The following is a 21,187-nucleotide window of genomic DNA, read 5'->3' on the forward strand; positions in this document are numbered from 1 at the left end:
GACGAAGGGAGTCCTGTCCATGAACGTGCTGATCACCGGCATTACGGGGTTTGCCGGCAGCCACCTGGCGGAATACCTGCTGAGCCGGGGCGATGTAAGGATCTTCGGTACGGTGCGGATCCGCAGTCGGCTGGACAATATCCGCCATTTGCTTAACGACATCACGCTGATCGAGTGCGAGTTACGGGATGCCCGCTCGGTGTCAGAGGTTGTCCGCACCGTGCGGCCGGCGCGCATTTTCCACCTGGCCGCGCAGAGCTTTGTCCCCACCTCGTGGAATTCCCCGGCGGACACGCTGGTCAACAACATCATCAGCCAGCTCCACCTGTTTGAGGCGGTGCGCGAACACTGCCCGGAATGCCGCATCCAGATCGCCTGTTCCAGTGAGGAATACGGCCATGTGCAGCCGGACGAGGTGCCCATTCGGGAAGAGAACCCGCTGCGCCCGCTCAGCCCGTACGCCGTCAGCAAGGTGGCTCAGGATCTCCTCGGTTACCAGTACCACCGGAGCTACGGCCTCTTTGTGGTCCGGACGCGCACCTTTAACCATACCGGCCCCCGCCGCGGCGAGGCGTTCGTGACATCCAATTTCGCCAAGCAGATCGCCGAAATCGAAAAAGGGTTGCGCCCTCCGGTGGTCTACGTCGGAAACCTGGAGGCCAAGCGCGACTTCACCGACGTGCGCGACGTGGTGCGCGCCTACTGGCTTGCCCTCGAGAAAGGGGAGCCTGGAGAGGTGTACAACATCGCCTCCGGCCAGACCTATTCCATTCGCGAGGTGCTCAATCTGCTGCTGGCGATGAGCTCCGTGAACATCGACGTGCAGCAAGATCCGGCGCGGCTACGGCCGTCCGACGTGGCGATCTTGCTCGGCGACAGCACGAAGTTCCGCCGGCAGACGGGGTGGGCGCCAACCATCCCCCTCGAACAGACGCTGCGCGACCTCCTGAACTACTGGCGGGCTCGCGTATAGGGAGGCGGGACGATGGCGCTTCCGGCAGTCGACGCGCAGGTGTTTTTCCCCCGCCGCACGCACGCGCATGACCCTCGACGGATCGTCATGCCCACCGCGCACGCCCCTTCCCTTGCCAAGGTGTTGCGGGCCCTTTCTTTTCTCGCGCGGCACGTCGCGGGAGTTTCCCTCGTGACGTACGGTCCCCCGCCCCAGCGCAGGGTGCCGGTTCCCCACACCCACCTGGCCAGCCTTTCGCCGCCCGAGCGGGCCCAACTATACAGCGATTGCGGCCTCTTCGTCTACCTGGATTCCCACGACCGGCAACCGGTTTATGAAGCGATGGCCTGCGGCGCGCCGGTGATCGCCGTTTCCGGCGGTGAGCCCTTCTTGCGTCATGGGGAGAACTGCTGGCTTGTAAGCCCGTTGCTCGGTCTGAACGAATTGGTGCGGGCCCTGCACCGCGTGCTGTCGGATTCGGCGCTCCAGAATCGGCTAAGCGAAGGGGCGCACGGCACCTTTGGGGTGGCCCGGTTGTTTGCCCGCTGGGAGCCGCCGGATTAGATGAAGGGAGCCCAATGCCAAGATCGTGAATCGAAAGGGGGCATGATGGGATGATGCGTGGGGTATCCATTGTCATCCTGACGTGGAATGGCCTTTCGTACACCCGGGCGTGCCTGGAGTCGCTGCGCCCGACCCTTCCCGACGCCGCGCTGGTCCAGGGCCGCATCGAGGTCATCGTCGTTGACAACGGCAGCACCGACGGGACGGCCGCGTACCTCGAGGGGATCCCGTGGGTACGGCTGGTGTGCAACGGGACAAACGAAGGATTTACCCGCGGCAACAACCGGGCGATCCGCCTGGCGCGGTCCGATCACGATATTGTCCTTTTGAACAACGACATCGTTGTGACGACGGCCGATTGGCTGTCCCGCCTTCAGGAGACCGCCTACTCCGATCCGGCCATTGGCGTTGTCGGGTGCCGCCTGCGTCGGCCAAACGGGATCCTGCAGCATGCCGGGACGTATATTTACCCCGAGACGTGTTGGGGACAGCAGATTGGCGGCGGAGAGCGGGATGTGGGGCAGTACGCCACGGTGCGGGATGTGGAGGGGGTGGTGTTTGCCTGCTGCTACATCAAGCGTGCGGTTCTGGACCGGATTGGCCTGCTGGACGAACGGTACGTGTCCTACTTTGAAGACACCGACTACTGCCTTCGGGCCCGCGAGGCGGGGTTCCGCGTCGTTTGCGACGGGCGCGTCACCCTCGTCCATCATGAACATGTGGCGACAAAGGCCAACCGCGTGGATTTCCACGCCCTGTTTTCCCGGTCCCAGGCCATGTTCCGCGCCTTGTGGACCGAAAAGCTTCGCCAGCGTTACGAATGCGCTGTGGCCTGGCATTCGGTCGCCGTCGCCCCCCATGGGTACGCCGTCTCGTCCGTAAAGCTCATGCACGCCCTCGATGATTCGGGGGTTGACGTGCGGTACCGCTACGTGTACGGTCCGGGAACGCCTTACCCAATGGCGGAGCCGGACAACGTCGGCGACTACCGCGTCAACGTGTTCAAAAGCCGCCCGTTCGATTCGGCGCTGCCCCAGGTGGTGTACGGTCAGGGTGACGTGTTTCACAAGAACAACGGCCGGTACAAGATCGGCTACACGATGCTGGAAGTAGACGGGGTTCCGCTCGAATGGGTGCGGCAGGCCAACCGGATGCACGAGGTGTGGGTGCCGTCGACGTTCAACCGCGACACGTTTGCGCGCGCGGGCGTCCGCGTGCCGATCCGCGTCATGCCGTTGGGCGTTGACTCCGACCACTTCAACCCGACCATCCGCGGTCGGCGCTTTGGTCCGCAGTTCACGTTTTTGTCGGTGTTTGAATGGGGCGAACGCAAGGGCATAGAGCTCCTGTTTCGCGCCTTTCTGCGCGCGTTTCGACCCCGTGAGGACGTGCTGCTCGTCTGCAAAATCACCAATCGCGACGGCAGCATTGACGTGCCGCACGAACTGCAGAAACTGGGTGCGGGGTCGCGCCCTCACCAGATCCGCATTCTCTACAACCAGAACTTCTCCCACTACCTGATGGGCAGCCTGTACCGCTCCGTCGACTGCTTTGTGCTGCCGACCCGGGGAGAGGGGTGGGGCATGCCCATCCTCGAGGCCATGGCCTGCGGCCTGCCGGTGATCGCCACCGACTGGAGCGCCCCGCGCGACTTTCTCACCCCGGAAGTGGGATACCCCTTGCGCGTGCGCGGGCTCGTTCCGGCCCGGGCGAAATGCCCCTATTATCACGGTTTTGCCTGGGCAGAGCCGGACGAGGAGCATCTGGTTTACCTGCTGCGCCATGTGTATGAACACCGTGCCGAAGCGCAGCAGAAGGGCTTGCGCGCATCCCATGCTGCCCACTCGCGTTGGACGTGGGGCCAAGCGGCTGAGGCCATCAAGGCGCGGCTGCGCGAAATCGTTTAGGAAAGGGGACGCGTGACGATGAACCATGCCCATGGGGGAGATGGCGGCCAAGGACGACGGGTAGACGCGAATTTGGCCCTTCCCCCGATGAAGTTGATGTATTTGGTGACCGAAAGCACTGAGGTGGAGTGGTTTTTGGCCAGCGGGCGGAGAGCCGTGGAAGACATCGACCGCATGCTACAACGGAACGGGTTGGCCATTGAACGTTTTCGCCATGTGCTGGACTTCGGCTGCGGGTGCGGGCGCGTGATGCGCCACTGGGCTGGGCGGCGCGGCCCGCAGTTTTACGGTACCGATATCCATTCGGAAGCCATTGCCTGGTGCCAGGCCCATTTGCCCTTTGCCCGATTTGCGGTGAACGGCCTCGCGCCGCCCCTTCCGTATTCCTCCGGACGGTTTGACTTCGTGTATGCCCTGTCGGTGTTTACCCACTTGCCGGAGGGGCTGCAGGCCCTGTGGCTGCGCGAGCTGCGCCGCGTGCTTCAGCCGGGCGGCTACCTGCTTTTCACCACCCATGGCGCTGCGTTTCTTCCCTTTATGTCCCTGCAGGAGCAGCAGCAGTTTCGCAGCGGGAGGCTCGTCGTGCAGCGGCCGGAGGTGGCCGGCACAAACCGCTGCTCGGCGTTTCATCCCCTTCCCTATGTGTTGGGGACGTTCGCCAGAGACTGGACGGTGGTGGACGCGATGCCCGAAGGATCAAAGGGGAATCCACGCCAAGACCTGTACCTGTTCCGCAAACCCGTCGAAACGCCCGATTCGCAGGGATAAGACCCTCGACTCACGCATGGGGTGTTTCCGCCGGCCCGCGGCGGAAACGCCTTTTTGCGTCCGGCAAGGTTTTTGCGTCCGGAAAGGTGAAGCGAACGCCTGGTTTTCGCGCGGGATGAGGGCTTGAGCCTTCGCGTTGGGGATCGCTTTGCGCGGATATGCTGGCAAGGGACGTATAACAGACCCAGGGGTAAAGAAAACGGGATGAGGCGCGCGGCCTCATCCCGCGAAAAATGGAGTAGGTGTGGCTTGTGCACGAAGTGCCGTCATCGCGCTCACCACGTTTCCGTTTGCATTACCAGTATATGCGCCGCCGTTGTCGAACTGCACGGAATCGATCGAATTGAGGGAGAAAAATGGGGATTCGGATTTATTGTTGGCTGGAGCTTCCTCTCCTGGTATAATGATTTCAGCAAGCGGTGATGGGAGGGACGAGGTTGACGAATCACTTGACTATCCACAAGGGATTGGAAGGCGTTGTGGTGACGGACACCCAGCTCAGCCTCGTGGACGGGGAGAAGGGTCACCTGATTTACCGTGGATTTTGGGCCAAAGAACTGGCCCTGAAGTACACGTATGAACACGTCGCCTACTTGCTTTGGTACGGGCGCCTGCCGTCCGAAGAGGAGCTGCGCACATTCCGGGAGCAGATGGCCGACGCGCGCGTTCTGCCCGACTACCTGAAGGCGATCATCGACCGCATCCCGGCAAATGTGGACATGATGAGTGTTCTGCGCACAGCGGTGTCGGCCCTAGGCGACGACACGTACGGGTGGCCGCCGACGGTGGAGCAGGCGATGGCGGTGACGGCGAAGGTGCCAACGATCATCGCCTACCGGTACCGCCGGGCAAACGGGCAGGAGCCCCTCGAGCCCCGGCGAGACCTGTCCCACACGGCGAACTACCTCTACATGCTGTTCGGTAAGGAGCCGCCGGCGGCCCACGTGTCTGCCCTCGACGCCTACCTCATCCTGACAGCGGAACACGGCATGAACGCGTCGACCTTTTCCGCGCGGGTAACGACGTCGACGCGGTCCGACCTCATCTCGGCGGTCACTTCGGCTATCGGAACGATGAAGGGGCCGTTGCACGGAGGGGCGCCGTCGGAGGTGGACGAGACGCTCCTCGCCATTGGGACGAAGGAAAACGCCGAGCCGTACCTCCGCAGCCTGCTGGAACGCGGGGAGCGCATCATGGGCTTCGGGCACCGCGTCTACAAAACGCGCGACCCGCGGGCTGAGGCCCTGTCGGTGGTCGCCAAGCGCGTGGCCGGCGACGATCCGTGGCTTGATTTGGCCGTGCACGTGGAAGAGGTGGCGATCAAGCTGCTCGCCGAATACAAGCCGGGCCGCAACCTGTACACCAACGTCGAGTTTTACGCGGCGGCGGTGTTGCGCGCCGTGGGGCTGCCGAAGGAGCTGTACACGCCGACGTTCACTCTGTCGCGCATGGCCGGGTGGACGGCCCACGTGCTGGAGCAAGCGGCCGACAACCGCCTGATCCGTCCGCAGTCCGTGTACACCGGTCCCATGCCGGAGGGCAAGGCGTAAGGGCGGGCAAAGGGCTACGGGGCAATGCGGTAGGTTTTCCCCGGCGCGGCGTGTTCCAGGTTGAGGCAGAACGGGTATGCGCCGGCGTCTCCCCGGTATAAGCGGTTGGCCGGACGGGCACACTCCTTACCGTTGACGATCACACCAACGGAGGAGGGTCCACCGTGGCACAGACGCAACCGGCGGCCAACTTGGGCGCCCATGAGGTCATGGAAATCCACGAGGTGTTGTCGAGCGCCATCACGAGCCTCAACACCTTCCAGCTGTACCGCCCGCACGTTCAGGATCCGCAGTTGGCCGCCATCTTGGACAACCAGATGCGCTTTGCCGTTCAGGAATACGACAATATGGTGGCGTTTCTGAGCCACCGGGGGGCGGGACACGCCGTGCCCTATCGTCCGGTTCACCGCAACCTGACGCCGATGTACGGGTTGCGCAGTCCCGCTCCGGCGACGCCCAATGCGTCGGCCGCCGCGATCGACGACCGCGACGTGGCGGCGGCCGTGCTCGGTTGCCACAAAGCCTCGGCCAGCTTGCGCATGCACGCGGCCTTGGAATGCGCCGATTCTGAACTGCGCCGCTTGCTGATCCAGGGTGCGACCAACTGCGCCGAACAGGCCTATGAGGTCTTCCAGTGGATGAACCAAAAGGGGTACTACCAGGTGCCCACGTTGCAGGTTAACACCACCCAGACGCTGACGGCCCTGTACCAGCCTGCACCGCCGGGCCTGCACACGGGCGTGCAGTAACCGGGACGGAAAACAAAAGCGGTGCGGCACGACGGTGCCGTTCGCGGACAAGCCCTGCGGATCCGCAGATGGGCGGACCGGCAGGGCTTTTGTTTGCGCGGGAACCTCGGCCTAATGCGCATCTCCCGTTTTCATCCCGCTTCCCTCGCGTAGAGGCGCTTGAGGTCGTCGATTTGGCGGGCCAGCCCGGTGCGCAGGTCGACCTGGGGACGGTATCCGAGGAGCCGCTGGGCTTTGGAAATGTCCGCCCAGGTGTGGCGGGGTTCGCCGGGCGGCGCGTCATGCGGGGCGATTGTCGCCCGCCGCCCGGTCAGCGCTTCCAAATGGGCGATGACATCGCGCAGGCTGGCGCGCGCGCTGCCACCGATATTGATCGTCTCGCCGACGGCGCGGGGGGCGGTGAGGGTGGCAAGGGTCCCCTCGACGCAATCGGCGATATAGGTAAAGTCGCGCGTCTGGTGTCCGTCGCCGTACAGGGGGATGGGCTTGCCCGTCAGCAGGGCGCGGATGAAGCGGTGAAAAGCCATGTCCGGCCGCTGCCGCGGGCCGTAGACGGTGAAGTACCGCAAGATGACGACGGGCAGGCCGTCTCGTTCGGCATAGGCCCGACACAGGTGTTCTCCGGCCAGCTTGGTGACGCCGTAGGGCGAAAGCGGGGCGGGCGGACAGGTTTCGGCCACCGGGCCCGTCTGGTGTCCGTATACCGAAGAGGTGGAAGCATACACGAATCGGTGCAGCCGTCTGCGCGAGCAGGCTTCCAGGAGGCGCTGCGTGGCCAGAATGTTGTGTTCCACGTAGGCGGTGAAGTTGGCCCCCCAGCTGGTGCGAACTCCGGGCATGCCGGCCAGGTGGAAGACGGCATCCACGCCGTCGAGCAGCGTCCGCCAGTCGGCCGTTTGGACCGCCGCCTCGACAAATCGGAAGCGCGGGTGGGCAAGGAGCACGGACAAGTTGCGCCGTTTCTGCGGCCGCAACGCGGCGGCCAGCAGGGCGTCGAGGCCGATGACCGTGTGGCCCTCCGCCAGCAACCGTTCACACAGGTGGGAACCGATGAATCCAGCTGCGCCGGTGACAAGAAGGTTCACGGCCGCCCCACCCCCACGTAACGGAGCCCGTGGGACTGAAGGGATTCGGGGGTGAGGCAGTTGCGTCCATCGACCACCACATTGCCCCGCATGACCGCCTTGACGCGTTCCCAGTCGGCGTGACGGAAGATTTCCCACTCCGTGGCGACAACGAGGGCATCGGCGTTGCCGGCCGCTTGGTACGGGTCCGCCGCCCACGCTACGTCTGGGCGCGTGCAGCGGGCCAGGGGATCGTACGCGCGTACCGTGCATCCCGCCGCGAGCAGCCGGTCGATGAGGGCCAGGGCCTGCGACGCGCGCACGTCGTTGGTGTCGGGTTTGAAGGCAATGCCCCAGATGGCAACGTGTTTACCGGCAAGGCCGCCCAACGCGTCCCGCAATTTGTCCGCGTACACGTCGGGTTGGGTGACGTTGACCTGCTGCACGGCGGGGAGGAGCAGCGGTTCGACTCCCTTGTCCCGCGCGGTGTGGATCAACGCGGCCACGTCTTTGGGGAGGCAGGAGCCGCCGTACCCCAGGCCGGCCCGCAGGAAGGCGCGGCCGATGCGCGAATCCAACCCGATCCCTTCGGCCACGTCGTCGATGGTGACCCCGTACGCGTCGCAGATGCGGGCCATTTCGTTGATGAAGGAGATCTTGGTGGCCAGAAAGGCGTTGGCGGCGTACTTGATCATCTCCGCCCCCGTCGGCGACGTCACGACATAAGGGGCCTCGATCCCGCGGTACAGGGCGCGCACGCGGGCCAGCGCCTCCCGGGACGTGACGCCCACGACGATGCGGTCGGGGTGGCGGGTGTCCGTTACGGCGGAGCCTTCGCGCAGAAATTCGGGGTTGGCCACCACGTGAACGGCATTCTCGTCATGGCCGGCCTCGGCCAGATAACGCCGGATCCGGTCGGCAGTGCCCGGGGGCACCGTGCTTTTGATGATTACGGTGGCCGGATGGGACAGCGTGTGGGCCAACGTGTCAACGGCTTGCCAGACGGAGGACAGGTCGCAGCGGCCATCGGGGAGTGCCGGCGTGCCAACGGCGAGCATTACAACGGACGCGTCGTCCAGCCCCCCGCGCAGATCTGCGGTGAACGCCATCCGCCCCTGTTCGCGCGCGCGGGCGACCAGTTCGTCGAGCCCCGGCTCGTAAAACGGAAGGCGTCCCCGTTCCAGTTGGGCCACTTTTTCGGTGTCCGTGTCCACACAGGTGACGTCATGTCCCAACTCGGCCAGCACGGCTGCTGTAGACAGGCCGACGTATCCGGCTCCGATCATGCAGACCTTCATTCGGGTTCCCCCTTTGGGGTTGGGTTTTCACCACCCGCGTTATCCGTCGGCTGGGATGAACGGATCGATGCTTACGATATGAAAACGAACCCCGGCATGCCACTCCCGGGGCGAGGTGCTCTGGCTTCGGAACGTTCGTTGCCAACGACCGGGCCTGTCGTCTATAATGGAACTGTCCCGTTGACAACCGACGCGCGCAGGCAAATCGGTCCGCCTTGCCCGGCGGTGAAAAGGGAAGTCCGGTGAAAGTCCGGCGCGGTCCCGCCACTGTGAATGGGGAGCGACCCGCATCATGCCACTGTCCACCTGAGGATGGGAAGGCGCGGGAAGCGAGGATCCATGAGCCAGGAGACCTGCCGATTTGCCCATGACGCTGCAGCCCTCGCGGAAAGGGTGCAGACGTCGCGATGGCGACGCGCCCGGTTCCATGTTGACCGGCGGCATTGCCGTTGGTGCCCATGGGTGCGCGGCGGCAGTGTGGCCGTTGGCGTACGGTGGCAATGGAGGCCGGGAACGGACGGCCTTTTTGTGCCGTTTGGTTTGTGGTGGCGACGTCCCCTTGTCCGTATGGGCAAGGGGTTTTGTTTTGTCCAAATACCGACCTGGATGGGAGAAGGAGGAACGCCATGCAACGCGGGATGCACTACAGGGGAAGGAACGTTGTCCTCGTCTTTATCCTGCTCTTGTTGATCGTCGGTCTTGCCGCGTGCCAATCCGGGCAGCAGGCGGCACCGGGGCAGTCGGCCGAGGAGGGGATCGACGGCAAGCCTGTCACCTATCCCCTCACCGTGCAGGACGACAGCGGGGCAAAGGTGACCGTTCCACAAGCGCCGCAGCGCATCGTCTCGTTGATGCCCAGTCACACCGAGACGCTGTTTGCGCTGGGCCTGGAGGGGAAGGTGGTGGCCGTCACCAAGTGGGACAATTACCCGCCCGACGTGCAGAACAAGGTGGAGCACGTCTTTCAAGACGGCCTGAACCCGCCGACGGAAGAGCTCCTCAGCTTGAAGCCGGATCTCGTGGTGCTCGGCTCGCACAACAAGGAAACCGTGGATGCGCTGCGCAAGGCGGGCCTGACAGTGGTCCTGTATGATCCGCAGTCCCTGAGGGATGTCTATCGCGTGATTGGCGAACTGGGCAAGATCACGAACCGCACGAAGGAAGCTCAGCAACTCATCGCGCGCATGAAAGCGAAGGAAGAGGCCATTCGTGAGAAGGTTCAGGCCATTCCGGAAAAGGAACGCGTGCGCGTTTACGTGGAGGCAGACCCCGACCAGCTGTACACGGCCGGGAAGCACACGTTCCTGGATGAGCTGATCCAGCTGGCCGGCGGGCAGAACATCGCCCACGACCTGGAAGGCTGGCAGAAGATCAGCGCCGAGATGGTCATCCAGCGAAACCCGCAGGTGATCGTGGTCACGTACGGGTACTACGTCCCAAACGCGGCGGACAAGCCCAAGCAGCGCGCGGGATGGAGCGTGGTGGATGCGGTGAAGGAAGGCCGCGTGTATGCCCTCGACCCTGACCTCATCAGCCGTCCCGGCCCGCGCATTCTCGACGGCGTGGAGACACTGGCCAAGACGTTCTATCCCGAGCGGTTCCAATGAGGGCCGGCTGAGAGGAAAGGGCCATGCGGGCGCATAAGGCGATGTGGATGGCCGGGATGGGCGGCGCCCTCTTGCTGTCCCTGTTGGCCAGCTTGATGCTGGGCAGCGTCGACCTTCCCTTGTCCACCGTTGGGCGGGTGCTGTGGGGCAAGGTGACCGGACACGTGGCCGAGGGGGATGCGGTGGCCCAAGCCATCGTGTGGAACCTGCGCGTGCCCCGCGCAATGCTGGCCCTCTTGGTCGGGGCTGCCCTCGGGGCTGCCGGCGCGGCATACCAGGGGGTGCTGCGCAATCCCCTCGCAGACCCCTACATCTTGGGCGTGTCATCGGGTGCGGCCCTTGGGGCGGTGCTCGTTCTGCTCACCGGCTGGCCGCAGGCGCACCTGGGGCTGTTCGCCGTGCCGCTGGCCGCCTTTGGCGGGGGGATGGCCGCCCTTCTCGTCACGTTGCGTCTGGGGGCCATTGGCGGGCGGCTGGGACGGGAAACGACGCTGCTAGCCGGTGTGGTGGTGCAGGCCTTCCTCGGTGCGGCGCTGACGCTGGCCCTCGCCTTTTCCGCAGATCGTCTGCCGAACGTCATCTACTGGCTGATGGGTAGCCTGGCTAACCGCGATCCGATACTGGTTGCCGCCGCCTTGCCATATGTGCTCGTACCGTTTGTATTGCTCCTCCTCTGGGCGCGCGACCTCAACGTGTTCACCCTTGGCGAAGAGCAAGCCGCTCATCTCGGCGTGGAGACGGAGCGACGCAAGACGCACATCCTTCTCGCGGCCTCGCTGATGACGGCGGCTGTGGTGTCGGTATCCGGGATCATCGGGTTTGTCGGCCTGGTTGTGCCTCACGTGATGCGCCTGCTCGTCGGGCCGGATCATCGCGTGCTGGTGCCGATGTCGGCGTTGGCGGGGGCCTTTGTCCTGCTGTGGGCCGACACCTTCGCGCGTACAGTGCTGGCGGGGGCGGAGCTGCCCGTCGGAGCGGTGACGGCGATACTGGGAGCGCCCTTTTTCGCCTACTTGTTGCGGCGCAGCCGGCGCGGGTGGTGACGGAAAGGAGCGGTGCCAATGATTGTGGTGCGCGATGTGTGGAAAGCATACGACGGGCGAGACGTGCTGCGCGGTGTTTCCCTGGAGGTCCCGGCCGGCGCATGTGTAGCGGTGATCGGGCCCAATGGGGCGGGGAAAAGCACGCTGCTCCGGGTGCTTTCTGGCGTGGACGAGCCGGACCGGGGGAGCGTGTGGGTGGCCGGCCGGCCGGTGTGCGCCTACCGGCGGCGGGAGCTGGCTCGCCTCATGGCCGTGCTCCCGCAGGAAACGGCTGCCCCGTTCCCCTTTACGGTCCGCGAACTGGTGGCGATGGGCCGCCACCCGTATCTTCGCCCGTTGCGCGGCGAGACGGCATACGACCGGGCGGTGGTGGCGCGCGTCCTCGATGAGCTGAAGCTGCGCCACCTGGCCGATGTGCCCGTCGACCGGCTCAGTGGCGGCCAGCGCCAGCGCGTGGCGTTGGCGCGCGTCATGGCCCAGGAGCCGCGGGTGTTGCTCCTCGACGAGCCGACCACCCATTTGGACCTCGCCCACCAGGTCCACCTCCTCGATCGGGTGCGCCGTTGGCAACGCCAGGACGGGCTGACCGTGGTGATGGTGCTCCACGACCTGAACCTGGCCGCGCTTTATGCCGACGAGGTGGTGTTGCTGGTGGAGGGGCGCGTGGTGGCGCGCGGCCGGCCGGAGGAGGTGCTGGCCGAGCCGACGTTGGCTGATGTCTACGGCATGCGGCCGTTGGTGGTGCGCCATCCGGAATGCGGCGCACCCCAGGTCCTCGTGCGGCCGGCACAAGAGGAGGAAGCAGAAGAGGAGGCGGGTAGCCGATGGCGGGGGAAAGCCTTCGTGGGAGCGGCAAGGGGTTGACCCTGGTGTACACCGGGGACGGGAAGGGGAAGACCACCGCCGCCCTCGGCCTGGTGCTGCGAGCGGTGGGGCGCGGCTTTCGGGTTCTGTTCCTGCAATTTCTCAAGTCGCCGGAGCGCGTTACCGGCGAGCAGGTGGCCGTCCGATATCTGCCGGGGGTCGAGATGTACCAGCTGGGGGAAGGATTTACGTGGACCAAAACGCCGGAGGTCCACCGGGAAGCCTTGCGCCGCGGGTGGGCGCTGGCCAAGGAGAAGATCTACAGCGGTGCCTACGACCTGGCCGTTTTGGACGAGATCAACACCGCGCTGGCCATCACACGCTTTCCCGTCGACGATGTGCTGCCCTTGGCCGAAGTGTTGGCGCTCATCGACAACCGGCCGGCCCATACCCACCTGGTGCTGACGGGCCGTGCGGTGCACCCCGCCGTTGTGGAACGGGCCGATCTGGTCACGGTGATGGAATCGCGCAAGCACTACTACGACCGGGGGATTCCCGCGGTGTACGGTCTTGAGCTGTGATGAGCCGTCGCACGCGATGGCAGACGGACGGCGGAGACGCTGGCAACGCAAGGGCGGCGGAGAGACCTGTCCAGGTTGTCAGGGGGAGAGGAAAGGGACGATGATACGTAGTGAAGCGAAACTTCAAACCCTTCTGAATCGAATTGAACCGCTAAATGAGGCGGCGATGGCTGCGGCGCAAGCCCGACTGGATCGGCTGACCAAGCCACCGGGCAGCTTGGGGCAGCTCGAGGCCTACGCCGTGCGCCTGGCCGGCATTGCGGGCGAGGTGCACGCCACGTTTCCCAAAAAGGCCGTAGTGGTGATGGCCGCCGACCATGGCGTGGTGGCGGAAGGGGTCAGCGCGTTCCCGCCCGAGGTGACACCGCAGATGGTGCGCAATTTCCTGTCGGGCGGGGCGGCGATCAACGCGCTGGCCCGTCTGGCCGGGGCCGATGTGGTGTGCATCGACGTGGGCGTGGCTGCGGACATTGACCACCCGGCCCTCGTGCGAAGAAAGGTTCGCTGCGGGACGGCCAACTTCACCATGGGACCGGCCATGACGCGCGCGGAAGCCCTTGAGGCCCTCTGTGTCGGGATCGGGGTGGCGGAGGAGCTGGCCGACCGCGGTTACCGCCTTTTGGCCACCGGTGAAATGGGCATCGGCAATACGACAAGCGCTGCGGCCATTCTCGCCGCCTTTACCGGCGACGATCCGGCGCGTTGCGTGGGACGCGGCACGGGCGTCGATGACGCGGCGCTGGCGCGCAAGGCAGAGGTGGTGCGGCGGGCCTTGGCCGTCAACCGACCCGATCCGCAGGATCCGGTAGACGTGCTGCACAAGGTGGGCGGGCTGGAGATTGCCGCCCTGGCCGGTCTGATGCTGGGCGCCGCCACCCGGCGCGTGCCGGTGGTCGTCGACGGATTTCCCGCTTCCAGCGCGGCCCTTGTGGCGTGTCGCCTGGCCCCGCGGGTGAAGGACTACTTGTTCCCCTCGCACCAATCGGCGGAGCAGGGGCACCGCCGGCTCTTGGAGGTCCTCGGCTTTGTCCCGCCGCTTCACCTTGACATGCGCCTCGGCGAAGGGACGGGAGCAGTGCTCACCTTCCACCTGCTCGAGGCCGCGTGCCGGATTCGCGACGAGATGGCCACCTTTGAGGCCGCCGGTGTCTCCGGACCGGTGGCAAAGGAGGAGGCGGCGCGGTCGTGAACGCCCTTCCCCGCTTGGTGGTGGTCACGGGGGGCGCGCGCAGCGGAAAAAGTGCCTTTGCCGAGCGGCTCGTTGCGGAGTTGGCCGCCGAATCCCGATCCGCTGTCACCTACGTGGCCACCGCCGAGGCGCGCGACGCGGAGATGGCCGTGCGCATCGCCCTGCACCGCCAGCAACGCCCGGCGTCGTGGCGCACGGTGGAGGCGTCGCGCGACGCGGCTGAGGCGCTCCGGGGAGTTGCGCCGCGGGACGTCATCCTCCTCGACTGCGTCACGATGCTCGTCGCCAATTGGTTGGCGGCCGAGGCCGAAGCGTGGCGCGTCGACTTGACCGGGGGCGATGGGCTTCCGGTGGAATGCCAGCAAAGGCTGGCCGAGCGCGTGGCCGAACGCACCGAGGCGCTGGTGGCCGCGGCTGCCGAACGGCCCGGTTGGACGGTGGTCGTGACCAACGAGGTGGGGTGGGGCGTCGTGCCGCCCACGCCGCTCGGGCGGCTGTACCGCGACGTGGTCGGCCGGGTGAACCGCCGCCTGGCCGACGCGGCCACGGCGGTCTACCTGGTGGTCGCTGGACAGGCCGTCGACGTGAAGGCCCTGGCCTGCACGCCCCACGAGGCTGCTGCACGCCTGCTGGCGTGGACGGAGGCGGGCGCAGGGGTTGGAGGGCTTGGCCACCCGCCGGCATGCAAACGACCGTCGGCCGCGCGCGGTGGCCAGAACCGGCCCTCCGGCGGCGGGACGCGGTGAGGGGAGACGGTGGAGATGGACGGGAGTCTTGCCGACGCCGCGGCGTGGGGGCTCGGGATTATCGGCTGGCGGTGGGCCGGGGGAACAGCGAAGGCGCTGTGGCTGGGGGTACTGGGCCTGGGGGTATGGGCACCGGTGGCCCTCGATCTACTCTTCGGCGACCCGCAGCGCGGCCATCCGGTGGCCGAACTGGGCCGCCTCATTGCCGTTCTGGAGCGGGTGTTGCGCCGCGTGCTGGTGCGCATCGGTCCGACGCCGCTCCGGGAGAAGGCGGCCGGCACACTGCTGTGGCTCGGGACGGTAGGCGCGGCCGGAGGGGCAGCCCTGCTCGTTGAGGGGGCGGGCTATGCGCTGGCCGGTCCCCTCGGTGCGGCGCTGGTCGGGGCGACGGTGACGTGGCTGTGTATAGCCGTGCGCGGGTTGGGACGCGCGGCGGTGGAGGTGGAGGCGGCGCTGGCTGCCGGCGACCTGGCGTTGGCTCGCGCGCGTGTGGGGCGCATTGTTGGGCGCGACACCGACCGCATGGACGAGGACGGCGTGGTACGCGCCGCGGTGGAGACGGTGGCCGAAAACACCACCGATGCCGTTGTGGCGCCGCTCTTTTTTGCTCTCCTCGGCGGTGCCCCCCTGGCAGCCATGTACCGGGCCGTCAATACCCTGGATGCCATGGTCGGGTACCGCGATGCGCGGTACCGCCATATGGGATGGTGGTCGGCGCGCATGGACGACGGCTGGAACTGGGTACCGGCGCGGCTCACAGGCCTCCTGATGCTCGCCGTGGCCGCCTGTGTTCCCGGGTGGTCGGCGCGCCGGGCGTTGGCGGTGTGGCGGCGCGACGCGGCCAAGCACCCCAGCCCCAACAGCGGCATTCCCGAGAGCGTCTTGGCCGGCGCCCTGGGTATCCAACTGGGGGGACGCAATTGGTACCGCGGTGTGCCCAGCGACCGGGCCCTGCTGGGGGACGCGCGGCGGGAACGGACGGTCGACGACATCCGGCGCAGCATGGCCATGCTCTACGGGACGACAGCCGGGTTTGTCCTGCTGACGGCGGTGCTGGGCTGGACCGTTTTCGGGACAATCGGCGCCGACGGCAGCTGAGGGTGCGGCTACAGGTCGCCGGTGGTGGGCGGCATGCAGCGGAACGGACAAGAACGTAACACAGGACGGAAAGCGGGGGGAACGATGGCGCGGAAAGCAGCTTGCGCAGAGGGGAAACGGGAGGGTATGGCTACGGTCGCTCCGACCGGCGGCGTCGTGGACGCCCTTGAGCGGTACGGGCACGGTGGGGATTGGGTCACGGCGCGGCAGCGCTTCGGATGGAGCGATGACCAGCGGGTGCTCGACTTTTCTGCTAATCTCAATCCTCTCGGCCCGCCGCCCGCAGTAACGGCGGTTCTCGCCGACGCCCTGCGGTGGGTGGCGCGCTATCCCGATCCGGCCTGCCGCGGATTGCGCGCGCGCCTGGCCCGGCGGTATGGGCTGGATGCGGAGCACCTCCTGGTGACAAACGGCGGTGCCGAGGGCATTGATCTTGTCGTCGCTGCCACGGCTCCCCGGCGGGTGGGTGTCATTGCCCCGTCGTTCGGGGAATACGAGGAAGCGGCTCGCAAGCGGAGCATCCCGGTTATTGCCCTGGTTGCCCGCTCCGAGGACGGGTTCGTGCCCGATCCGGCCGCGGTGGTGGACGCCTTCCGGGAGGCGGACCTGGTCTTTTTCGGCCAGCCGAACAACCCGACGGGCCACCTTTTCCCGCCCGGCTGGATGCGCGACGTGCTGGGTGCGCTCTGGCGGCGCGGAACGGTGACGGCGGTGGACGAGGCCTTCCTCGACTTTCTGCCCGACGCGGAGAAACAAACGGTGCTCGTCCAGGTGTCCGACAGCCGGCCCCTCGTCGTGTTGCGCTCCTTTACCAAGATGTTTGCGATTCCGGGACTGCGCCTGGGGTTTGCCGCCGGCCCGCGGCCGCTCATTGCCCGCATGGCAGCGCTGCAGGTGCCGTGGAGCGTCGGCAGCCTTGCCCAGGCTGTGGGCGAAGCGCTGATGGACGAAACGGCCTTTGTCGCCGAAACACGCCGGTGGCTGGCACGGACCCGGGCAAAGCTAGCCGCCGACCTGGGGTGCGTGCGCGGGGTGACGGTGTTTCCGAGCGCGGCCAACTACCTGCTGTTCCGCCTCGACCTTCCCGGCGCGACGGTCTTGGACCTGCAGGAGGCCCTCGGACGGAAGGGCATCCTTATCCGCTCGTGCCACACCTTTCGCGGGTTGTCGGCGGCCTGGGGACGGGTCGCCGTGCGCACAGTGGCGGAGAACGACGTGCTGGTGGAGGCGATCCGGACGTGGGTGGCCACGCGGTGACGCTGGTGCTCCTGCGCCATGGGGAAGCCGTCGGCAACGGGGAAGGACGCTATCTCGGCCACCTCGACGTTCCGCTCACGGAGCGGGGGTACCGGCAGGCCGACGAAGCGGGACGCGCGCTGGCGGCGGTGCCCGTGGCCGCCGTATATGCAAGCGACCTTGTGCGAGCGACGGAGACGGCGCGCCGGGTGGTGGCCCTGCGGAAAGACGCACCGCCGCTGCGGGTGACGGCGGCGCTGCGTGAGCTGGCCTTCGGGACGTGGGAGGGGAAAAACTATGCCGAGGTGGCCGCACACGATCCGGCACGTTTGCGCAGGTGGTACGTTAATCCGCTTACCGTTGCCCCGCCAGGTGGCGAGCGGCTGACCGACCTTCTGGCGCGCCTGGGGCTCTTTCTCGCCTACGTTTGGCACCGCCACGCCGGGCAGACCGTGCTGGTGGTCACCCACGGCGGGTGTATCCGCGCCCTGCGTGCCTTCTGGGGGCGGGCGCAGCCCTGGGCCTCCGGGACATGGGAGGCCTTTTGGTCGGCCGGGGTGGCGCCCGGCGCGTGGACGGTGTGGTCGATAGAGAGTCGGGAGGGAAGTGAACATGCCGCTGGCAAAGACGTTGATGGTACAAGGGACGGCGTCGGATGTCGGGAAGAGCGTACTGGTGACGGCCTTGTGCCGCCTGTTTGCACGTGAAGGCCTTCGCGTGGCCCCGTTCAAGGCGCAGAACATGGCCCTGAACGCCTATGTTACCGAGGACGGCCTGGAGATCGCCCGCATCCAGGGAGTGCAGGCCGAGGCGGCGGGGATTCCGGCTCGTGTGGAGATGAATCCCATCCTGCTCAAGCCGACAGGGGAGCAAACGGCGCAAGTGGTGCTCCTCGGTCGGCCGCTGGGCCATTTCTCGGCGCGGGCCTATCGGGCCGAACTTCACGAGCGGGCCTGGGCGGCGATTACCGCTTCGCTCCGTCGGTTGTGCGAGGCGTTTGACCTCGTCATCATCGAGGGTGCGGGCAGCCCGGCCGAGATCAACCTGAAGGACCGCGACCTGGTGAACATGCGCGTGGCCGAGCATGCCGACGCGCCGGTGCTGCTTGTGGGGGACATCGATCGCGGCGGGGTGTTTGCCGCCTTTGTCGGCACGCTGGCCTGCCTGACCGCAGAAGAAGCGCGCCGCGTCGCCGGCTTTGTCATCAACAAGTTTCGCGGCGACAGGACCCTGCTCGAGCCGGGACTGCGCTGGCTGGAGGCGCGGACGGGCAAGCCGGTCTTCGGCGTGTTGCCTTACCTGCCCGATTTGGCCATCGACGCGGAAGATTCCGTCGCCCTGGAGCGGCGCGTCCGCGGCGCCGCGCCGCCGACGGCAGGGCGCTCCGACCGCCTGGATATCGCCGTGCTCGTGTACCCGCGCATGGCCAACTTCCCCGATGTCGACCCGCTGGAAGCGGAGCCTGACTGCCGGGTGCGCTACGTTACCCGTTCGGAGGCCCTGGGCGATCCCGATCTCGTCGTCCTGCCGGGGTCGAAAAACACCGCCGAAGACCTGGCCTACCTTGTCGAAACCGGCTTGGCCGAGGCCCTCCGCGCCTGGTTTGGCCGCGGCACGGGAACGCTTTTCGGCCTGTGCGGGGGCTTCCAGATGCTCGGGCTGCGCATTGCCGATTCGCACGGCGTCGAGGCGGTGCAGGGCACGGTGCCCGGCCTGGGGTGGCTGCCCGTGGAGACGGAGCTCACGCCGCACATGCGGACGGTGCGCACGGCTGCCGTTGTCCACCTCCCGCTGCCGGGCTGGCAGGAGCTTGACGGGCTGCGCGTCGACGGATACGAGCTCCACATGGGCGTCACCAGGCGCGTGGGTCCCTGCCACACCTTCCTGCGTCCGGCCAACGCGGCGGAGGCCGGCGACGGGGCGGGGCTGTTGGGGGTCGTGTCCCCCGACGGTCGGGTGTGGGGAACGTACGTCCACGACCTGTTCCACAACGACCGCTTCCGCCGCCGCTTTCTCAACGGCTTGCGCGTCCAAAAGGGTCTGCCGCCGGTGGAAACGGGCGTTTCCATGTTCCGCCGCAAGGAAGAAACCTTTGACCGCCTGGCGGACGCCGTGGCCGAACACCTCGATCTCACGGGCATCAGGCGCCTCGTGGGGCTGGCCCGGTAGCCCTCCGGAGGCGGCCGGCCGCCTATCCGTTTTGGCCTGCCACCGGATGCGACGGCCGGGTGGCCACCGCGCGGGCGGCACGGTAGAGCGCTTGCAGGACGTCGACGCGAAACTGTTCGTCCAGGGCCGCCTTGACGAACATCTGCCCTCTTTCGGTGGACACGTATCGCGGCGGCAGGGCGTTGAGCACAAGGGCGAGCACGTCGTTGCGGCACGTGATGCAGGAACAGGGCATGCCCAAGTGATCCCAGTGGCGGTCCAGATGCTCCTTCGCAAGGGTTTCCATCATGTTGACAACCGTCACGCTTTTTCCCTCCGAGCGGAAATTTGTAGGGTTCTGATAATACAGTACCAATACTTACAATACCAAACGAATGGTCCACGTTTCCAGGTATCAACATGGGAGGTAACGGGGCGCGGCTACCAGGGGCGCGGTCTCCCTCTGGTGGCCGCGCGCTGTGCTTTGGTATGATGGAAAGGACAGGATTGGGAACGGAGGGCTTGGTCGTTGGAGCGGAATACGGCGGAGCGTTATCTGTGGGCGCTGGCGTACACGCTGGTGAAGGAACAGCTGTATACGCTTGTGAGCGCGCACAACGACGGAACCGGTCTGGACGAAGCGGATGCCGGTGGGAGTTCGGTGCTCCTGTTGGCCCGCGAACGGGGCCGCGCCGTGCAGGTGATTCGTCTCACCGCTGCGCCGGATGACGCGCGCCGCACGGAACAGGACATGGACGCGTTTCGATTTGTTGCCGACCGATTGCGCCGTGAGTGGGGCCGTTCGCGACTCGAAGGGCTGCTGTTGTACATCGCTCCCGATGGCGCCGATGTGTGTCTCGCCCGTGCGGTGGAGACGGAGAATGCCAAGGAGCCGGTTCCGGACCTCGAGATCGCCTGCGCCGTTGCCGACGGAAACAGGGGGACGTGGATCGGCCCTCGCGACGTGCTGCGCCGGATGGGACTCGCACCCGAGGGGGGTGCGGCGATGTTTCGCTCGGTCCCGCAGCCGCCCGACGCCTACCGGGAGGCCATCCGCACCATCGAGACCGAGCGCGAGCGGGAGATCCGCCAGGCGTTTGGCTATGGACGTCCGTTTTTTGTGTACCTGTTTGTCGTGCTGAATGTCGTCCTGTTTGCGTGTATGGAATGGTTCGGCAGCAGTACCGATGCGGAGACGCTGATTCGCTTTGGGGCGAAGGAGAACGGGCGCATCCTGCAAGGGGAAGGGTGGCGCCTCCTCACCGCAATGTTCCTGCACGTGGGTCCGGTCCATTTGCTCGTGAACACCGTCGCGCTGCTGTACGTCGGTGGCGTAGTTGAGCGCATCTTTGGGCACTGGCGGTTCCTCACCGTGTACACGGCGGCGGGCGTCTCCGGCTCGGCGGCGAGCTTTCTGTTTACGCCAGCGTTGTCTGCCGGGGCGTCGGGAGCCATTTTTGGCCTCATGGGCGCGCTGCTCTATTTTGGTTCCCGCCGGCCGCGCCTCTTTTTGCGGACCATCGGCCGTGGTGTCCTGTTCTACTTGTTTCTCAACCTTCTCCTCGGTATGGTCTTGCCGTCGGTTGACCACTACGGGCACCTGGGCGGCCTCGTTGGAGGAATATTGGTGGCCGGTGCGGTGGGGCTGCCGGGGGAAATCCGGCGTCCCGCACGGCTGGTGTTCGCCGTCGGGTGGGGTCTGCTGGTGGCAGGCGCGTTGTGGCTTGGCGGTTGGTAAGGGCCGTTTTCCACGCTGTTCAGCCGTCACCGGATTCCGTACAATTGAAAGCAAGACGAGATGGCCGGTCTGTGCCGGTGCGGAGCGCGGAATAGGGGCGGGGCTGCCGAGGCAGGCTATGAGGAGTCTCTTGTTCTCGACGCAC

General features: G+C 66.3%; 20 protein-coding genes and 1 riboswitch. Of the genes, 17 read left to right on the forward strand and 3 right to left on the reverse strand.

From position 1 onward, the window contains the following. Positions 1 to 19 precede the first annotated feature (19 nt). From ACYQ0Z_RS06645 to ACYQ0Z_RS06670, 6 genes are all read left to right on the forward strand, one after another. Positions 20 to 973: a GDP-mannose 4,6-dehydratase gene (locus ACYQ0Z_RS06645; protein ID WP_459865743.1), complete on the forward strand. Its 954-nt coding sequence runs from the start codon at positions 20 to 22 to the stop codon at positions 971 to 973. A 12-nt stretch (positions 974 to 985) separates the two neighbouring features. Continuing rightward, positions 986 to 1,516 carry a glycosyltransferase gene (locus tag ACYQ0Z_RS06650; protein ID WP_459865745.1) on the forward strand — a complete coding sequence of 177 codons (531 nt, stop codon included), beginning with the start codon at positions 986 to 988 and terminating at the stop codon, positions 1,514 to 1,516. Positions 1,517 to 1,566: 50 nt separating this feature from the next. Then, entirely contained in the window at positions 1,567 to 3,423 is a 1,857-nt protein-coding gene (locus ACYQ0Z_RS06655; RefSeq protein WP_459865747.1) for a glycosyltransferase, read from the forward strand. Between the two features lie 18 nt (positions 3,424 to 3,441). Next, positions 3,442 to 4,191, forward strand: a complete 750-nt coding sequence (locus tag ACYQ0Z_RS06660; RefSeq protein WP_459865749.1) for a class I SAM-dependent methyltransferase — start codon at positions 3,442 to 3,444, stop codon at positions 4,189 to 4,191. Between the two features lie 437 nt (positions 4,192 to 4,628). Then, complete coding sequence (locus ACYQ0Z_RS06665; RefSeq protein WP_459865751.1) at positions 4,629 to 5,741, forward strand: citrate synthase; 1,113 nt, start codon at positions 4,629 to 4,631, stop codon at positions 5,739 to 5,741. A 164-nt stretch (positions 5,742 to 5,905) separates the two neighbouring features. Beyond that, positions 5,906 to 6,490, forward strand: a complete 585-nt coding sequence (locus tag ACYQ0Z_RS06670; RefSeq protein ID WP_459865753.1) for a spore coat protein — start codon at positions 5,906 to 5,908, stop codon at positions 6,488 to 6,490. A gap of 131 nt (positions 6,491 to 6,621) precedes the next feature. Here the strand turns inward: ACYQ0Z_RS06670 and ACYQ0Z_RS06675 are convergent, their stop codons facing one another. Both ACYQ0Z_RS06675 and ACYQ0Z_RS06680 read right to left on the reverse strand, forming a co-directional pair. Continuing rightward, entirely contained in the window at positions 6,622 to 7,575 is a 954-nt protein-coding gene (locus ACYQ0Z_RS06675; RefSeq protein WP_459865755.1) for an NAD-dependent epimerase/dehydratase family protein, read from the reverse strand. Then, positions 7,572 to 8,852 (reverse strand): UDP-glucose dehydrogenase family protein, encoded by a 1,281-nt coding sequence (locus ACYQ0Z_RS06680; RefSeq protein ID WP_459865757.1) that lies wholly within the window; start codon positions 8,850 to 8,852, stop codon positions 7,572 to 7,574. Before ACYQ0Z_RS06680 ends, ACYQ0Z_RS06675 begins: the two co-directional genes overlap by 4 nt. Before the next feature lie 189 nt (positions 8,853 to 9,041). After that, positions 9,042 to 9,227: riboswitch (cobalamin riboswitch) on the forward strand. Positions 9,228 to 9,478: 251 nt separating this feature from the next. On the opposite strand from ACYQ0Z_RS06680, the gene ACYQ0Z_RS06685 reads away from it, so the two are divergent. The 10 genes from ACYQ0Z_RS06685 (at position 9,479) to ACYQ0Z_RS06730 (ending at position 19,325) form a co-directional block, all read left to right on the forward strand. Beyond that, positions 9,479 to 10,459: an ABC transporter substrate-binding protein gene (locus ACYQ0Z_RS06685; protein ID WP_459865759.1), complete on the forward strand. Its 981-nt coding sequence runs from the start codon at positions 9,479 to 9,481 to the stop codon at positions 10,457 to 10,459. 23 nt (positions 10,460 to 10,482) lie between these two features. Continuing rightward, the gene (locus ACYQ0Z_RS06690; RefSeq protein ID WP_459865761.1) at positions 10,483 to 11,502 is read left to right on the forward strand and encodes a FecCD family ABC transporter permease; all 1,020 of its coding nucleotides are present in this window, start codon (positions 10,483 to 10,485) and stop codon (positions 11,500 to 11,502) included. Positions 11,503 to 11,520: 18 nt separating this feature from the next. Further along, the gene (locus ACYQ0Z_RS06695) at positions 11,521 to 12,366 is read left to right on the forward strand and encodes a heme ABC transporter ATP-binding protein (protein WP_459865763.1); all 846 of its coding nucleotides are present in this window, start codon (positions 11,521 to 11,523) and stop codon (positions 12,364 to 12,366) included. Next, positions 12,327 to 12,887 carry a cob(I)yrinic acid a,c-diamide adenosyltransferase gene (locus ACYQ0Z_RS06700; RefSeq protein WP_459865765.1) on the forward strand — a complete coding sequence of 187 codons (561 nt, stop codon included), beginning with the start codon at positions 12,327 to 12,329 and terminating at the stop codon, positions 12,885 to 12,887. Before ACYQ0Z_RS06695 ends, ACYQ0Z_RS06700 begins: the two co-directional genes overlap by 40 nt. 100 nt (positions 12,888 to 12,987) lie before the next feature. Continuing rightward, a complete protein-coding gene (gene cobT, locus ACYQ0Z_RS06705; protein WP_459865767.1) occupies positions 12,988 to 14,076 on the forward strand; it encodes a nicotinate-nucleotide--dimethylbenzimidazole phosphoribosyltransferase in 1,089 nt (362 codons plus the stop codon). Then, a complete protein-coding gene (gene cobU / locus ACYQ0Z_RS06710) occupies positions 14,073 to 14,822 on the forward strand; it encodes a bifunctional adenosylcobinamide kinase/adenosylcobinamide-phosphate guanylyltransferase (RefSeq protein WP_459865769.1) in 750 nt (249 codons plus the stop codon). Before cobT ends, cobU begins: the two co-directional genes overlap by 4 nt. Positions 14,823 to 14,837: 15 nt before the next feature. Continuing rightward, the gene (gene cbiB, locus ACYQ0Z_RS06715) at positions 14,838 to 15,920 is read left to right on the forward strand and encodes an adenosylcobinamide-phosphate synthase CbiB (protein WP_459865771.1); all 1,083 of its coding nucleotides are present in this window, start codon (positions 14,838 to 14,840) and stop codon (positions 15,918 to 15,920) included. 126 nt (positions 15,921 to 16,046) lie between these two features. Next, positions 16,047 to 17,177, forward strand: coding sequence for a threonine-phosphate decarboxylase CobD (gene cobD, locus ACYQ0Z_RS06720; protein WP_459865773.1), 1,131 nt, complete (start codon positions 16,047 to 16,049; stop codon positions 17,175 to 17,177). Beyond that, the gene (locus ACYQ0Z_RS06725; protein ID WP_459865775.1) at positions 17,159 to 17,863 is read left to right on the forward strand and encodes a histidine phosphatase family protein; all 705 of its coding nucleotides are present in this window, start codon (positions 17,159 to 17,161) and stop codon (positions 17,861 to 17,863) included. Before cobD ends, ACYQ0Z_RS06725 begins: the two co-directional genes overlap by 19 nt. Continuing rightward, entirely contained in the window at positions 17,769 to 19,325 is a 1,557-nt protein-coding gene (locus ACYQ0Z_RS06730) for a cobyric acid synthase (protein ID WP_459865777.1), read from the forward strand. Before ACYQ0Z_RS06725 ends, ACYQ0Z_RS06730 begins: the two co-directional genes overlap by 95 nt. A 22-nt stretch (positions 19,326 to 19,347) precedes the next feature. Here the strand turns inward: ACYQ0Z_RS06730 and ACYQ0Z_RS06735 are convergent, their stop codons facing one another. After that, a complete protein-coding gene (locus ACYQ0Z_RS06735; protein WP_459865779.1) occupies positions 19,348 to 19,629 on the reverse strand; it encodes a late competence development ComFB family protein in 282 nt (93 codons plus the stop codon). A 204-nt stretch (positions 19,630 to 19,833) separates the two neighbouring features. Between ACYQ0Z_RS06735 and ACYQ0Z_RS06740 the strand changes: the two genes are divergently transcribed. Beyond that, the gene (locus ACYQ0Z_RS06740) at positions 19,834 to 21,042 is read left to right on the forward strand and encodes a rhomboid family intramembrane serine protease (RefSeq protein ID WP_459865781.1); all 1,209 of its coding nucleotides are present in this window, start codon (positions 19,834 to 19,836) and stop codon (positions 21,040 to 21,042) included. Positions 21,043 to 21,187 lie beyond the last annotated feature (145 nt).

It is taken from the genome of Calditerricola yamamurae (assembly GCF_054654135.1).

What these genes read in the sequence shown, in the direction of transcription:
- ACYQ0Z_RS06695 (WP_459865763.1), top strand. Translation starts at nt 11,521, where the DNA reads ATGATTGTGGTGCGCGATGTGTGGAAAGCATACGACGGGCGAGACGTG.
- cbiB (WP_459865771.1), top strand. Translation starts at nt 14,838, where the DNA reads ATGGACGGGAGTCTTGCCGACGCCGCGGCGTGGGGGCTCGGGATTATC.
- ACYQ0Z_RS06730 (WP_459865777.1), top strand. Translation starts at nt 17,769, where the DNA reads ATGCCGCTGGCAAAGACGTTGATGGTACAAGGGACGGCGTCGGATGTC.
- ACYQ0Z_RS06655 (WP_459865747.1), top strand. Translation starts at nt 1,567, where the DNA reads ATGATGCGTGGGGTATCCATTGTCATCCTGACGTGGAATGGCCTTTCG.
- ACYQ0Z_RS06680 (WP_459865757.1), bottom strand. Translation starts at nt 8,852, where the DNA reads ATGAAGGTCTGCATGATCGGAGCCGGATACGTCGGCCTGTCTACAGCA.
- ACYQ0Z_RS06700 (WP_459865765.1), top strand. Translation starts at nt 12,327, where the DNA reads ATGGCGGGGGAAAGCCTTCGTGGGAGCGGCAAGGGGTTGACCCTGGTG.
- cobT (WP_459865767.1), top strand. Translation starts at nt 12,988, where the DNA reads ATGATACGTAGTGAAGCGAAACTTCAAACCCTTCTGAATCGAATTGAA.
- cobD (WP_459865773.1), top strand. Translation starts at nt 16,047, where the DNA reads ATGGCTACGGTCGCTCCGACCGGCGGCGTCGTGGACGCCCTTGAGCGG.
- ACYQ0Z_RS06685 (WP_459865759.1), top strand. Translation starts at nt 9,479, where the DNA reads ATGCAACGCGGGATGCACTACAGGGGAAGGAACGTTGTCCTCGTCTTT.
- ACYQ0Z_RS06645 (WP_459865743.1), top strand. Translation starts at nt 20, where the DNA reads ATGAACGTGCTGATCACCGGCATTACGGGGTTTGCCGGCAGCCACCTG.
- ACYQ0Z_RS06650 (WP_459865745.1), top strand. Translation starts at nt 986, where the DNA reads ATGGCGCTTCCGGCAGTCGACGCGCAGGTGTTTTTCCCCCGCCGCACG.
- ACYQ0Z_RS06660 (WP_459865749.1), top strand. Translation starts at nt 3,442, where the DNA reads ATGAACCATGCCCATGGGGGAGATGGCGGCCAAGGACGACGGGTAGAC.
- ACYQ0Z_RS06690 (WP_459865761.1), top strand. Translation starts at nt 10,483, where the DNA reads ATGCGGGCGCATAAGGCGATGTGGATGGCCGGGATGGGCGGCGCCCTC.